Origin of the sequence: Moorena sp. SIO3B2, assembly GCF_010692525.1 — a bacterium.
Classification (GTDB): Bacteria; Cyanobacteriota; Cyanobacteriia; order Cyanobacteriales; family Coleofasciculaceae; genus Moorena; species Moorena producens.
This window is the reverse complement of sequence record NZ_JAAHHE010000023.1, coordinates 1-14,797: the sequence shown is the minus strand read 5'-3', so window position 1 is coordinate 14,797 and position 14,797 is coordinate 1. Positions and strand designations below refer to the sequence as shown.

Genomic DNA, 14,797 nt, shown 5'->3' with positions numbered 1-14,797 from the left:
GAGGAATGGGGCTACGGTTAGATTGTAGAGCTTTACTAGGCGCAGTGATTGCCAATCAGACTAAGAAAACAGACAATTGCTAAGCATTCAGCTGTCAGCTATCAGCCGTGAGTCTTGGGCTATGGCTGATAACTGAATGCTTAAGATAGCTGAATGCTTAAGACAATCGAGGCGATCGTTAGCAACTGTCTTGAACTGTCTCGGATTGTTTTTGTATTTGACTCACAGTCTAACCCTTGTCTACTTATTTTGATGCAGTCGTTGATGGGGGAAACACCTTCCTTTTGGCCGTGGTGCATCGCTTTTAGGCTTGTTGTGATGCCCACCTACTTACTGACTCTATTTGTTATTTTGAACAACCCTGTGAAACCTATGAAGAATGTCTTCAAGTCCGTCGCGTCACATCTCATCTGATTATCTTAGATTAATGTATTCAGCGCTATGGGGATATTGTCCGCGCTCAAGGTGACCATGCTTGTGAAGCAATTGGGTTAAAAATTAATCGGGTTGCTGGTTTAACTAAAGCCAAGCGCATCCGAGATTTTTGTGTGGAAACTGGGATTCGGATGAATATTGAAGAAACTGGGGGTAGTGTGATTGCAGATACGGCAGCGGTGCATCTTGCCCAGGCAACTCCACGAATGTTTTTGCGTGCGACTTGGTTATGTAATGATATGCTAACTATTGACACAGCTACAGGTGGTGCCCGCAATCAAGGGGGTAAAACCTTTGCGCCAGAAGCTCCAGGGCTGGGTGTAGAGCCAATACTTGATGTTTTGGGTGAAGCGATCGCGGTGTATAAATAAATAGATTAAAGAATGGTTTATACCCACATTAGGCACAGTTTTATCTTGGGGATTTTGGGCTTTCTTACCTAAATTTTCTGATCAGTACATTAGCGCTAAAAGTGCCATTGTCTACCAGGGATTAGGGGGAACAATCCTTGCCTTACTTATCCTGATAAACCTTGGTAATAGCTTGAAAAACCATCCAAAAGGCGCTATTTTAGCCATTATTGCAGGTATGCTGAACTTTTTGGGGGTGCTATTTTATAGCAGTCGCCAGGGCAGTTAGGACATGACAAAAGTCTCAAACCTAAGTAAGCGCAAGAGTTTGACTTCTGACTTCTGACTTCTGACTTCTGACTTCTGCTATATATCAAGGCAGTTTCTAAAGGTTCTATGGCAATCGTTTCTACCCTATCAGCCCTTTATCCCTTAGTGGTCATTGTCCTGGGGTTAGTTGTTTTGCACGAAACACTGACCCTGAAACAAATGATTGGCATTGGTTTTGCCCTAGTTGCGATCGCGCTAATTGCTACATAAATTAGGAGAATTATAAATGAATACCTTACCGGTAATTTCATTAGCAAAGTTAAAATACATCAATGGTTTAAACTCATGTAACGAAGAACACAAACGCCTTTCCAACATCTGCTTAGATCATGGTTTTTTCTATTTGAAATATCATGGCATTTCTGCTGATTTATTTCAACAAACCATCGACAGATCTCGTAACTTTTTCCAGTTGCCACAGGACATTAAAAAAGCCTACGGCCAAGACAAACAAACCGTTTATCCCAACACCTCTAGGGGCTACGTTCCCGTTGACGGCGAAATCCTCCATGAAGACGTTGGTCCTGATTCCAAGGAACTGTTTGACCAAGGCAATCGAACATCCACCTTCAGACAAGCCGTTTACTGGCCCGACCTTGATTCCTGATCATACTGTAGCCCCTGGTTTTGCGGCATCCCACTATCAGCTTCAAGGGGAAATTATGACTAAAATTGTTCCCCACCTTCTCAGGGCACTGGCTGTTGCTTTGAACCTTGACCCGGATTGGTTTGACCCTTATTTTGACGATCCAATCCTGATCCATCGAACCATTTACTACCCCTCTGAAAGTGGTGTGGCAGGAAAACATACAGACAACGGCATTTTTACTGTGTTAATCCAAGAATATTTTTCCACCCCTTCCCTGCGGGTTTATACGAAAAATGCCTGGATTGATGCGGTTTGTTTAGAAGATGCTTTTGTGATTAATTTGGGGGATATGTTGCAACTTTGGACAAATGGTTTGTTTGTGAGTACTCCCCACGAAGTGATTCATACACTCTCCAGGAGTCGGATTTCGATTCCTTTCTTTGTTTATCCAGATGTCAACGCAACATTTGAACCGATCGGAACCGATAAAAAGATCAATGCTACTGACATTATGCTGAAAAATTTTAATTCAATTTGGGTGAATAAAACAGGGGCAGGTCGGGCTAAAGAATTAAAGTAATTGTAACCAATCAGCTGTCAGCAATCAGCTTTCAGCTAAAGAGGTAAAATCTCGAAGTCTTAAATTCTAACGTTTGCGTAGCGTGGCCAACGGCTGAATGCTTACAAGTAATCAGGATTTTGTAAATAAGTAACAAAGATTATAGCTGACCTGCGGCCCCTCAGGAATTATTATACAGACACTGGGCTGTATAATGATAGATATAGAATGCGCCCCTGCGAGTGCGAAAACACTCAACCGAGAGGGCTTCGACCTAGTCTGAGTATACCGAACTAGGAATAGCTTAAGTATGCTAAAACTCAGATACGACCAAGACGAAAATGTGTCTCGTCATGCTGCAGCAGATGAGGGATGCTGCGAAGAAATGGAGCGCAAATACGGATGGAATCTTGTGCGGATTGAAGAAACCGAGGACCCCATTCTTGAGGTTGATTGTGTGTTTGAAGGCAAGACCGAGTTTCCAAAGTCCTACTATGACACCAATAAGGAGGAAGGCGACGATGCGTAAATACATTATCTTTCGGGCTGAAAAGCGTCAACCAGGATGGAAAGAGCGGAAGCTGCAACACACACAAGGTTTAACTCGGATCTTGGCTGAACACTTCGACTCTTCCGATCAGCCCATCCCAGAACCGGGATACCGACCGACTGAGTTTATTCGAGTTGATGCACTTCACAACCGAGATGAGCACGGGTACAGCACTCACTATCGTCAGGGAGATTGGGAAGTTACACAGGTTGAAACCTACACTCCTGATGTTCCGATGGGTGAGTTTGATGTTGTTGTAATTTGCTATTGCAAATACACTCCCATCAATGCTCCTCTCAACCCGATGCCTCAACGTCAAGTTTCGGTTGATTCGTTTGGAGGTGATGAAGCGGCTTACGAACAGTGGCCCTTAGTCCCAAAAGGAACCTGCAGCAAGGGCACTAAGTAAGGTGGATACCCGCTTAACAAAGAACGCGGGTATTACTTGGAGGAAAGGGAAAGATCAGTTGCAGCATTAGGGTGGAGGAAAAAATTGCAGTTTTAAAACCCGGTGTAGGCACGACTGGGAATAAAAAACGATCGATATTTTCCCAACCCGCGAAACCCCAGCCGCGACACCAGGTCTTCTTTTTCCGCTTCTTGTCCCCTGCTTGACCGAACCCAAGTTTTGCGATCGCATTAATCTTTACCTCTTAGTACCTGGACAAAAATAAACCTCACTTCTTGATGCAAAGCGCGAGTGGGGGAAACCCCCTTTGGCGGCGCTGCATCGCTGTATTAATTTGTGTAAAGTGGCTAAAAGTCTCTCTGCTCCCTGCTCCCTGCTCCCTATTTCGACAGTTAATTTTACTTTTGTCCGACTACTAACAATCCCATCTCAATCCTCAAATAGCTCTTTATTTCCTTAAAGGTGCTGCACTTGAGTTAATTTTGATATAACCAAGACACAAAATCCGCCTCACGTCGAAAATCCAACAACCTGAGCAGGTGACAACACGGTCAAATTTATATAGCGCTTGTCATAGTAATGAGGTCAACAGGATTTTTTCCCTCTTGCCTCTTGCCTCTTGCCTTTTGCCTCTTGCCTCTTGCCTGTTGTCTATTGCCTATTCCCTCCTTCACCCTTTATGGAGAATTAATAGCTAGCAATATTTTTTAAAATTGGTATAGGGTACCTAAATCAATTGTAAGAATTTTTGATGCCATAGTCCCTACTCCCTACTCCCTACTTCCTACTCCCTACTCCCTTTGCTATATAAGTTATCGTGGTGATTAAAGACTCGCGAACCAGCGACAGATTGCCATGAGAAAATTTTTGATACTGTGTCTGTTTGTAGTAGGGCTGGGTTTTGCCCTGTTTAACTTTAAAGGATTGGCAAATCAGGGGAATTTTGAGTCGATTGTGATCGACTTCCGGGAAGATATCCCAGCTGCTCAACTTAATGAGCAATTGCAAGCGATCGCACAACAATACGAGGTGAATCCCCAACTCAATAGTGAATTTTCAGCAGCGGATCACATATATATCCTAAAGGGAGATAAACAACTGCTGAATACCCTGAAACAATCAGGACTATCCCAAGCAACAGAATATATTGAACCGAACTATACCTATAGTGCCTTCGAGGTTCCCAATGACCCTGACTATAGCAAGCAGTGGAACCTGCGCAGCATTAATATAGAATCTGCCTGGGATGACACCAAGGGTAGTGGGGTAACAGTAGCAGTGATTGACACTGGGGTCAGCGCAGTCCCAGATTTGAAAGATACTGAATTTGTTGAAGGCTACGACTTTGTTAATGACCGGATTGAAGCATGGGATGATCAAGGTCACGGTACTCACGTAGCCGGTACCATTGCCCAATCTACCAACAATGGTTACGGTGTTGCCGGAATTGCTTACGAAGCTAGCCTGATGCCCCTGAAGGTATTGGCAGCCCATGGTGGTGGTACAGTGGCTGATATTGCAGAAGCGATTCGCTTTGCCGCTGATCATGGGGCAGATGTGATCAACATGAGTTTAGGAGGGGCTGGTGAAAGCAATCTGATGGCAGAGGCAATCGACTATGCCTACCACAAAGGTGTTGTCCTAGTGGCTGCTGCTGGTAACTCTAACCAAAATGCTGCCGCTTATCCCGCCCGCTATCCCCATGTTATTGGTGTTTCTGCCCTTGATTCCGCAGGTCTGAAAGCTCCCTACTCTAACTTTGGTGCTGGGGTAGATATCTCAGCCCCTGGTGGCAGTGAAAATGGTAAGATTTTGCAAGAGACGATTGATGGAGATACAGGCACCCCTGTATTTGCTGGCTTCCAAGGCACCAGTATGGCATCGCCTCATGTTGCTGGTGTGGCAGCTTTAATCAAAGCTAGTGGGATTCAAGACCCTGCTGATGTATTGAATGTACTCAAGCAGTCCACCCGAGTTATAGAAGATGACCCCCTAAACCACTATGGTGCTGGACAATTAGATGCTGGTGCTGCCGTTCAACTTGCTCTGAAAGGACAAATTACTTTCCAAGACTTCTTCCGCTGGTTACGGGATAACGGCTATCTCAATCCTCGCTTTTGGATTGACGGTGGTGTGATCGCCCTGTGGCCAAAGATTGCTATGGTACTAGGTTCCTATTTGCTGGCCTGGTTCTTGCGCAATTATTTTCCTTTTACTTGGAGTTGGTCTCTTGCCACTGGCTTAGTAGCGGGGAGTTCAGGATTATTCTTCCTGAAAGGTTTGTATATATTTGACTTACCCCAATGGCCTTTCCGAGTCATGGGCAGTTCGATTCCAGAATTAGGTAGCGCTATTGGCAGCAGCAGTTTTCTCAACCCTCTATTTGCCAGTGTTGTGATTCCATTTATTTTAATCGCCCTACTGTTAGGACATCCGCAATGGAAGTGGTTAGCGGTTGGTTCAGCTCTCGGTGTGGCCAGTTGCCTAGCCGTGAGTGCTGTGGTTTCACCTGAGCTAATTTGGCTAGGAGGCGGGGTTTTGTCTCGGGTGTTCCTGATTGCCAATGCCTTGCTCTGTTTTGGACTAGCTTATTTAGCCGTTCAAGGGGAGAAACAATCAGCATGACGATCAGCATCACAGGCGTGATTGAGCGCAAAGAGATGGGGTCAGGAGCCTGGGCACTGGTTTCTGACTCAGGGGAAACCTATGAACTCAAGGACACTCCCCCAGAGTTAAAGCAATCGGGAATAAAGGTCACGGTTACAGGAGAGGTGCGAGAGGATGTGATGAGCTTTGCGATGATTGGTCCGGTGTTAGAGATCAAGTCCTTTGAGTTACTCGATTGAGGATCTTACCTCTTAAAGCAAGATAATCAGGACTTACCCATCAAGACCGTTAAAACCAGGTTTATAGTTGTCTTGATGCAGCCGCTCAAAGCTATCCTCAAAATTCACCTACGGATGGGGTGAAACCCCAAGACTCAGTAATTACCAAAAAACTGGGTCTAAAGCCCCGTCCTTGTAGGACGGGAGCATGTCAAATTCGTAGAATAAATGTACTAAAACGACTGATAACTGGTACTCAATCCCGGAAAACACTATAGTTCAAGAGTTTGTAGTTCAAGTGTTCTTACAAAATTGACCTGCTCCCTTCTAGGATTCTAGGACGGGTTTTTACTGAAAATTATCCTGACGATTTTCGCGCTCGTGTGGTATAATAAAATGTTACAGGTAAAGGTGGATATACCTTCGCGGAGCGTGACCTTAGGTAAATGATTATTTTAGAGTTTAAAGCCAAAGGTAAAAAGCACCAATACCAAGCCATTGATGAAGCTATTCGGACAATGAAATTTATCCGAAATAGTTGCATTAGGCTATGGATGGACAAGAAAGGGACTGGTAAATATGACTTAAGCAAATACTGCAAAGTTTTAGCTAAGCAGTTCCCTTTTGCCAATGAATTAAACTCTACTGCCCGCCAAGCTGCGGCTGAAAGGGCATGGTTAGAAGTTACCGTAAGAATAGTGGAGCCTTATTTCATGAGTTTTAACCCTTTTCTGCATAGCCTATCGCCTATAAAGGCTCCACTATTCTAAGGTTTCATCTCCGGTCATCGATATCCCGTTTCTACGATAATTGCCAGAAAAAAGTACCTGGAAAAAAGGGTTTTCCGAAGTTCCAAAAACACTGCCGCTCTGTTGAATACAAGCAGTCCGGATGGAAATTGTCCCCTGACAAAAAGTCGATAACGTTTAGGGACAATAAGGGTATTGGGAAACTAAAACTCAAAGGTACTTGGGACTTGTGGCGCTTCGACAAAAAACAAATTAAGAGGGTTAGGATAGTTCGACGGGCTGACGGGTACTACGTCCAGTTCTGTGTTTCAGTTGATATCAACGAAAAATTAAAACCAACTGGAAACACTGTCGGGCTAGATCTAGGACTGAAGGATTTCTATACGGATTCCGACGCCAATACACAACCCAACCCTCGGTTTTATAGAACGGGTGAAAAGCGTCTCAAGTTTTATCAACGTCGGGTTTACCGAAAAAATAAAGGCTCTGCTAACCGTCGAAAAGCCATTAACAAACTAGGTAGGGCACACCTAAGGATAAGTAGGCAACGTGAAGAACACTGCGCGAGCAATCCCTCGCACGTTGCGTAGCTCAGTCTAACGATTTGATCGCCTACGTTCGCGCAGCGTGCCGAAGGCAAGACCTAAGGGTAAAAAATCTGGTCAAAAACCACTGCCTTGCTAAGTCTATTAATGATGCAGGTTGGTATCAGTTTAGAAAATGGTTGGAGCATTTTGGCGATAAATATGGCAGGATAACTGTTGCAGTAAACCCTGCCTATACTAGCCAGAATTGTTCTAGTTGTGGTGAGGTGGTCACGAAGTCACTATTAACTCGAACCCATACCTGCAAGTGTGGTTGTCAGCTAGATAGAGACCACAGTGCCGCCATCAACATACTCGCGCATAGCCTTGGGTACGGTGGGGCACACCGGAACCTGGGTCGTAGACCCGAACACTTGTGGAGATTTGGCCTCTATTCCTTCTGGTTCCGACCAGATTGAGTAAGTCGAATCGTTGTTCGCGTAGCGTGGCCTACGGCCAAGCAAGAATCCCCAAGCCTTTCGGCAAAGCCGACGCTACGCGAACAGGCCGGGGAGTGTCAACGAGTCTTGTCAAAATCTTTACAAAAACCATAATAAAGCTCAAAGAATACCCCTAGAGCTTCTGCCTAAGACTGAAAAACTGCTTAATACCAAGGATTAGGCACTCTTGACCTGAATTAGCAAAGTTGAGGATCAGGCTGACTAAAATGCTCTGCAGACAGTGATGAAACCCCAAAAGAGTATCTTGGGCAAAATTTCAGATGTTAAGCTAGTTGATAACACGCTTATCATAGTATGGATAAACCTACACCCTAATCCTTCCTCCTGGAAACCTTACTGATTCAGTACATCCAAGGCTGGGTATGAGTACCAATTCCCGAGGGGGAAATTAGCTGCTTGCCAAAGCAATTTCACCTGTTTTAAGTGCTTAAAACCGTGTCTTGATGCAAAGCGCGAGTGGGGGAAACCACGGCAGTTGCTCATGGGTGGAACCCCCAAGACCGCACTGCCTCCCCAAGACCGCCCTGCATCGCTTAATCAGTTCGTGTTTAGAGGAAAAGGAGCAAGCAAACTAATCTATAGAGATGGCTACATATAGTGGGTAACACCTTACCACCCAGTGAAAAAAAATCCCCAGCTCACCAAAGTGAACCGGGGGTGTCAATCAGGGTGCATCTACCATTTCACTTTTCCGAGATTGGTGATAGCAATCCGGAAAAATCTGGGTAAAGTGGCACCCAAATGCTGGAATTAGGAAATTTTCTGATTCAAAACAATTAACAGAGTATGCCTTGGAAACCTTAAATAAAAAACGGCATCAATACCATGAGCCAACAAGAATTTTCCCCTAAAGGAATACTCCTCAATAAGCAAATACTAAACAAATATTCAAGAATTTTTAAACCTTCAGCCAAAGCTCGTCACTATGAGCAAAATTGATCCCTTGAAATTGAGCAAAATTGGGCAACAGTGGCACAGGAATTCCATATCTCCGTAACCCCCTTAGGAAAACATGATGATTATCTGGTGCGCATCGAACGAGTGGCACCGGGAGTCTCATTGGCAGAAGAACAAGTCAGTTGGCCGGTAGAAGAATGGTTAACCCAGGCCAAGCAACTGATGAATGACCCCCTATTTAGTGTCCTGCAGGGTAGGGCAGCTGGGGTGGATGGCAGTTTTGCCATGCCATCTTGGGGAGAACCGTACTCTCAATCCTCTTTAAACTTAGTTGCCTTGGGTCAGGAGCTATACAATGCCCTATTTAAAGGAAGCTTGCGCGATAGCTGGATGATGGCGCAAGCGATCGCTCAAAATCAACGGTCGGTTTTGCGGCTGCGTCTGGGATTGAAAGGTACAGAATTACCCCGCCTACCTTGGGAAGTACTCCATGCTGGGGATCGTCCCCTAGCCACAGGAACTGATGTGGCTTTCTCCCGCTACCAGATGACCAAAGGCTTGATTAGACCAGTTCCGAAGCCTTTGTCTCCACCGAATCAACCTCTGAAAATTTTGATGGTGATCGCGGGTCCAAGTGATCAAGAAAGTTTAGAACTCTTACAAGAAGCATCTCACCTGAAAGAAGAACTCCGCCATCGTTCACCCAATGGACCCCCAGCGATTCATCTGACAATTCTGGAACAGCCAGGACGGGAACAGTTAACCCAAGCCCTGGAACAAGGAAAATATCAAGTCTTCCACTATGCTGGTCACTCTAACCTAGGGGAATCAGGTGGTGATGTCTACCTGGTTAGTAAAAAAACTGGTTTGACAGAGACCGTAAGGGGTGATGATCTAGCGGGATTGTTAGTTAATAATGGTGTCCAGCTGGCTGTATTCAACTCCTGTCGTGGTGCTCATACAGCTGCTTCACATACCCAAGAAAACGGTAACGATCAAAATCTCGCCCAAGCACTGGTTAAGCGCGGTATTCCTGGTGTTCTAGCCATGGCAGAGCGTATTCCCGATGAGGTAGCCCTGACCCTAACCCGACTATTATACCGTAACATCAATCAGGGTTATCCCATTGACCTAAGCCTCTCGCGAGCTAGACAAGGACTCATTTCTGCTTATGGCTCGAACCAGCTTTATTGGGCATTACCTGTTCTCTATCTGCATCCGGAATTTGATGGTTTCCTGACCAATGATGACCACAGTTATGACCGAACTCAAATATTTAGTCTGCCCGATCCTCCTGGAATGTCTGTAGGGTTAGACCCAGAAGAGGCGTTTTTTACACCACCAGCAGATAATAATTCTACCACATTCTCAGAATTTGAGGAAGAGTCAGCTCTTGTCTCTAGGGGAGAAGCTGAGTATGACCATGAAAGTCTCACTGGTGTAACACCGGGTTTAGAATCCCATGAACTAGAAGCAGACGATCCCGCTGCTTTCATTAAGGGATTGCTGGATCAGCTCAATACAGAGGCTCAGGGTGGGGAATCACAAATAGCAGCATCGAATTTAGAGGGGTTATCCCAAAACCCTTACTCAGAGGCTGCTCAGAAGAACTTACCAGTCCATACCCCAAGTCAACTACCTGCTGCTTCGAAAGCTTCAGCTGCAACCCTGACAGCGGCTTTGTCTAGCGAGGGCTCAACCCAATCAGCTCCAAACCTTGAGGATTCTACAGCAGAACTTGAGGGGAAAAAGGTCACTAATCCTAAACAGAAGGGTTCAAGGTTACCACGTTCACCAGTGTGGATCGGACTAGGAGCAACGGGAACTCTGGCCTTGGTACTTTTGGGGGTTTGGTTTTTCCAGAACCCTCCTAGTCCTGGGCTAGGCAGACAATTACCACCAGGTCTCTCCAAACCTGTTGATTACTCAAATGTGAATTTGACAAAGGCTAAGACTAAGACCGTCACAGCGATCGCAATTCAAGCATTCAGTGAGGGGAATATTATTCGAGGAACCGAAGCTGTCAGGGCATTGCTAGACCGGGGTGCATTACCCCAGGCTTCTGCTGCCCTTCAGGAAGTTCCCTCAGAACAATTGAATAAGTCAATGGTGAGTTTTTTAAGAGGGCGTCTGGCATGGCAGTCGATCCAGACAGGCTCGGATGAATACAGTTTCGATGATGTCAGACGTTATTGGGAAAGAGCAGTCAAACAAGAACCTGACTCTTGGACTTACCGCAATGCCCTAGGGTTTGCCTATTACGCTGAAGGCAAATACGAGCGAGCTAACCAAGCTTGGTATGATGCATTGTACAGGAGTAGCAACAAGAAACCTACAACAGTTGGATCTGGAAAATCCAGCAATTCCCAAAAATGGAATACCTATGCTGGCTTAGGGCTAGGCTTGTGGAAATCGGCTCAAGAACAAAACGGATCTAAGCGGGCGAGCTTGTCCCAACGATCCCTCAAGCTACGGCAACTGGTGCTCACCAATGACCCCATTAACTTCAAACCTGATGCCTTGAGCAAGAACTGGCTTTGGTCACAGCAAGCGATTAAAGATTGGCAATCCCTGTTAGAGGTTAGAACTTCTAACAATTGACGGTTAACCGTCAAGCGTCAAGAGTGAACAAAGGGCAAATTAAGGGCACATTAAATAAATCACCACTAGCATCAGCTGATTATTGATCCCGCATCAAGGAAGACAGAGAGCGGCGCTTACGCATATCCATCATGTTGGCAAGAGTCTCGTCTTGAGGATTGGTCTGATCAGTAGGCTCTGGTGGCAAAACCGTTACCTCGGTCTGTTGGTCATCACTCTTGTTTTGTGATGGTAATAATGGTAATGATTTGACTGGTTGTTGTTTGCTAGTAGCCTTACGGCGTCTAGAATTACGGCGTCGCCTTCTACTGCTGACACTAGATGTTATCGGTCTTTTCGGTTTCGTTTTCCGGCTTGGAAATTTTAGAGCCTGAGTAAGCAATAAGCAACCGCTGGCGCAGCCTACAGCAACAACACCAAACAAAGACAGAGGCACAGCCTCTTTGGCCGCTGATGCCCGCAGTTGAGCCAGAGCTGGTTGTGGATTATTGGCTTCTTCCTCAATCGGTCCAGGATCAATCAGACCAATAGTTGCTATGCTACCGGCTAAGACCATAACAACCCAAAGCCCAACCCAAACAGCAATCTGATAATTGTATATTAGCTTTTGGATGGACTGGAAATAATCTTGCTTTTGAGCCTGATGACCAGATGGTTTAGACATCGACGCTCACGATTAGTTAAAAAACACGCTGACGGCATTTTAGCATGGCTTGTCAGTTCGACCAATGTCTTTAAGGAGGTTATTGGTGACACTACAGCGTAAATCCCAGTTTCAAGAGTATTTAACCCCTGAGACGACTACTGAGACTACTAATGAGACTACTACAGGGTTCTCGACTCAAAATCCTACAGATTATGGTGTTAAGTTGATAGACTCATCCTGTTCTCAAATCCCTAACCAGAACCAAGATCAGAAGACCTCTAAATCTTGGACAATTGAGAAAAGTGAGGAGCTTTATCAGATCCAAGGCTGGGGAGAACCCTACTTTGCCATTAACACTGCTGGTCATATCATGGTTTCCCCTAAAGGCAATGGGGGCGGCTCGTTGGATTTGTTGGAACTGGTAGAATCCCTGAAGCAGCGCAACTTGGGACTACCATTATTAATCCATTTTTCAGATATCTTGGCAGACCAGATAGCGCAATTAAACGCCTGTTTTGCCCAAGCCATTACTCGCTACAAATACCCTGGTCGTTACCAAGGAGTCTTTCCGGTTAAATGCAACCAGCATCGACATGTGGTAGAGGATGTCGTGTATTTTGGTCAACCTTATCAATTTGGTTTAGAAGTCGGTTCTAAACCTGAATTGATGATTGCTCTAGCAACATTGCTCACTCCGGATTCCCTAATTATTTGTAACGGCTACAAAGACCGGGAATATCTTGAAACTGCCCTTTTAGCTAGGCGATTGGGACATAATCCGATAATTGTCCTAGAACAGCTAGAAGAAGTGCAGCTAATTATCGAGGTAGCTGCTGAGTTAGGAGGCATCACACCAGTGCTGGGGGTGCGAGCCAAACTGAGTACACAAAGCATGGGTCGTTGGGGAAACTCTGTAGGAGATAGAGCTAAATTTGGTCTGAAAATTCCAGAAATACTCCAAACCATTGACCAGCTACGAGAGGCTGGAATGCTTGAGTCATTGCAGCTGTTGCACTTCCACATCGGCTCTCAAATCTCTGCCATTAGCGCAATTAAAGATGCTATTCGCGAAGCCAGCCAAATTTATGCTGAGCTCAAGGGATTAGGGGTGAATATGCAGTATCTAGATGTAGGTGGTGGGTTGGCAGTGGATTACGATGGCTCCAAAACAAACTTCCATGCCTCCAAAAACTACAACATGCAGAACTATGCCAATGACATTGTGGCTGCGGTGAAGGAAGCTTGTGAGGAACATCAAATTCCGGCACCAACACTCATTAGTGAAAGTGGTCGTGCGATCGCATCCCATCAATCAGTCCTGATCTTTGATGTTTTGAGTACCAGTGATGTCGAATCTCAATCCCCTCCACTGGCAACGGAACAAGACCATCTAATTATCCGAAATCTTTGGGAAACTTACTGTACTATCGACCTTGAGAATTACCAGGAAGCTTATCATGATGCCATCGAGCTTAACCAAGAAGCAAAAAGCCTGTTTAGTTTAGGCTATCTGAGCATTACCGAGCGGGCTAAAGCCGAGCAGCTTTATTGGGCGTGCTGTCAAAAGATTCGGGAAATTATCAGAACACAAGACTATGTTCCTGAGGATCTAGCAGACCTGGAAACGATCATGGCATCAATTTATTATGTCAACCTATCAGTCTTCCAATCAGTGCCAGATTGCTGGGGAATTAACCAGCTATTTCCGATTATGCCCATCCATCGGCTGGATGAAGAACCAACTCAAAGGGGGATCCTGGCTGACCTTACCTGCGATAGTGATGGTAAGATTGACCAATTTATTGACCTGCGGGATGTTAAATCGTTGCTGGAACTACATCCTTTGCGCAAAGCCGAGGAGCCAGAGAGAATTTCTAATTCCAAATCCCAAATCCCAAATCCCAAATCCAAAGAACCCTACTATTTGGGTTTCTTCCTAGTCGGTGCCTACCAAGAGATTATGGGGAATTTACACAATCTTTTTGGTGATAGTAACGCAGTTCACATCAAATTAAGCCCCAGAGGGTATGAAATTGAACACGTGGTTAAGGGAGATACAATCACGGAAGTTTTGGGTTATGTGCAGTATGATGCTGAAGATTTGGTGGAAGGTATGCGCCGCCGCACAGAACAGGCGTTGCAAGAGAACCGAATTACTTTGGCAGAATCTCAACGGCTGCTGGAAAATTATGAGCGGAGTTTGAGGAGTTATACCTATTTGAGTTCGTGACTATTTTGTTGAAGATGGTAGCTAGGGAACGGAGTATCAGCTGGGATGATGTATTCCTTTGACAAAGAACATCTATCCACATCACACTTTCGACTTGCCAACCAGTCTTTCAACTCCCTCAGAGCGTAGTTGTAGACGCCGCGACAAGTCTCTAACCACTCAAGTATTTGAACTTGCTGGCTCGCACTTGGATAGATTCGGTAGTGATAGTTCATCATCAACATACATTACAGTCTACCATCAATACACAAATTCGTAGATGTATTTTTCTCACCCCTTGAAGGGGTGAGAAAAATACTGGGGGAGTCGATGTATCCCGACGCTCTATCCGGCAGGATACATCGACTCCCCCAACCCCCCTCGCAAGTTAAGCTCAGGACTTACCTAGTAACTCTAATTGTAGGGAAAGCTAAAAATTATAGAGTTTGGTGCTCAGTTTCATGAATCATGAACCATCAATCTTGAGATTACAGAATGTTGCTCATTAAGTTATAACGGTCGTTAAGCGCAAGTTTTCTCCAGTGATTTGACTAACATGCCCACCAAAGAAAATCGCTTTTTGCAAGGGCGTAAAATCGCTCC

General features: G+C 45.2%; 12 protein-coding genes and 2 pseudogenes. 12 read left to right on the top strand and 2 right to left on the bottom strand.

Annotation, left to right across the window (positions count from 1 at the left end; all coding sequences use genetic code 11):
• Positions 1-431: 431 nt before the first annotated feature.
• From F6K38_RS07795 to F6K38_RS07740, 11 genes and pseudogenes are all read left to right on the top strand, one after another.
• The gene (locus F6K38_RS07795) at positions 432-806 is read left to right on the top strand and encodes an enolase C-terminal domain-like protein (protein ID WP_081431823.1); all 375 of its coding nucleotides are present in this window, start codon (positions 432-434) and stop codon (positions 804-806) included.
• 342 nt (positions 807-1,148) lie between these two features.
• Entirely contained in the window at positions 1,149-1,325 is a 177-nt protein-coding gene (locus tag F6K38_RS07790) for an EamA family transporter (RefSeq protein WP_353737175.1), read from the top strand.
• A 16-nt stretch (positions 1,326-1,341) separates the two neighbouring features.
• A complete protein-coding gene (locus tag F6K38_RS07785) occupies positions 1,342-1,722 on the top strand; it encodes a 2-oxoglutarate and iron-dependent oxygenase domain-containing protein (protein WP_287356419.1) in 381 nt (126 codons plus the stop codon).
• Positions 1,658-2,284, top strand: coding sequence for a 2OG-Fe(II) oxygenase family protein (locus F6K38_RS07780; protein ID WP_287356417.1), 627 nt, complete (start codon positions 1,658-1,660; stop codon positions 2,282-2,284). The genes F6K38_RS07785 and F6K38_RS07780 overlap by 65 nt, the downstream gene beginning before the upstream one ends.
• Before the next feature lie 289 nt (positions 2,285-2,573).
• Positions 2,574-2,792, top strand: coding sequence for a hypothetical protein (locus tag F6K38_RS07775; RefSeq protein WP_287356415.1), 219 nt, complete (start codon positions 2,574-2,576; stop codon positions 2,790-2,792).
• On the top strand, positions 2,785-3,222 hold the full coding sequence (locus F6K38_RS07770) for a hypothetical protein (RefSeq protein ID WP_287356413.1): 438 nt from the start codon (positions 2,785-2,787) through the stop codon (positions 3,220-3,222). Before F6K38_RS07775 ends, F6K38_RS07770 begins: the two co-directional genes overlap by 8 nt.
• A 579-nt stretch (positions 3,223-3,801) precedes the next feature.
• The gene (locus F6K38_RS07765) at positions 3,802-3,933 is read left to right on the top strand and encodes a hypothetical protein (RefSeq protein WP_287356411.1); all 132 of its coding nucleotides are present in this window, start codon (positions 3,802-3,804) and stop codon (positions 3,931-3,933) included.
• 144 nt (positions 3,934-4,077) lie between these two features.
• Positions 4,078-5,847: a S8 family peptidase gene (locus F6K38_RS07760; RefSeq protein ID WP_287264931.1), complete on the top strand. Its 1,770-nt coding sequence runs from the start codon at positions 4,078-4,080 to the stop codon at positions 5,845-5,847.
• Positions 5,844-6,068 (top strand): hypothetical protein, encoded by a 225-nt coding sequence (locus F6K38_RS07755; RefSeq protein ID WP_008186190.1) that lies wholly within the window; start codon positions 5,844-5,846, stop codon positions 6,066-6,068. The genes F6K38_RS07760 and F6K38_RS07755 overlap by 4 nt, the downstream gene beginning before the upstream one ends.
• A 425-nt stretch (positions 6,069-6,493) precedes the next feature.
• Positions 6,494-7,803 (top strand): annotated as a pseudogene (locus F6K38_RS07745) (RNA-guided endonuclease InsQ/TnpB family protein).
• A gap of 1,007 nt (positions 7,804-8,810) precedes the next feature.
• The gene (locus tag F6K38_RS07740) at positions 8,811-11,339 is read left to right on the top strand and encodes a CHAT domain-containing protein (protein WP_008186198.1); all 2,529 of its coding nucleotides are present in this window, start codon (positions 8,811-8,813) and stop codon (positions 11,337-11,339) included.
• A gap of 79 nt (positions 11,340-11,418) precedes the next feature.
• Here F6K38_RS07740 and F6K38_RS07735 read toward each other — a convergent pair whose 3' ends face one another.
• Positions 11,419-12,003, bottom strand: a complete 585-nt coding sequence (locus F6K38_RS07735; RefSeq protein WP_008186201.1) for a hypothetical protein — start codon at positions 12,001-12,003, stop codon at positions 11,419-11,421.
• A gap of 64 nt (positions 12,004-12,067) precedes the next feature.
• Here F6K38_RS07735 and speA point away from each other — a divergent pair, with 64 nt between their 5' ends.
• Positions 12,068-14,215: a biosynthetic arginine decarboxylase gene (speA, locus tag F6K38_RS07730; protein ID WP_008186202.1), complete on the top strand. Its 2,148-nt coding sequence runs from the start codon at positions 12,068-12,070 to the stop codon at positions 14,213-14,215.
• Here speA and F6K38_RS07725 read toward each other — a convergent pair.
• Positions 14,215-14,439 (bottom strand): annotated as a pseudogene (locus tag F6K38_RS07725) (helix-turn-helix domain-containing protein); the annotation flags it as partial. The gene speA and the pseudogene F6K38_RS07725 overlap by 1 nt on opposite strands.
• Between the last annotated feature and the right edge of the window lie 358 nt (positions 14,440-14,797).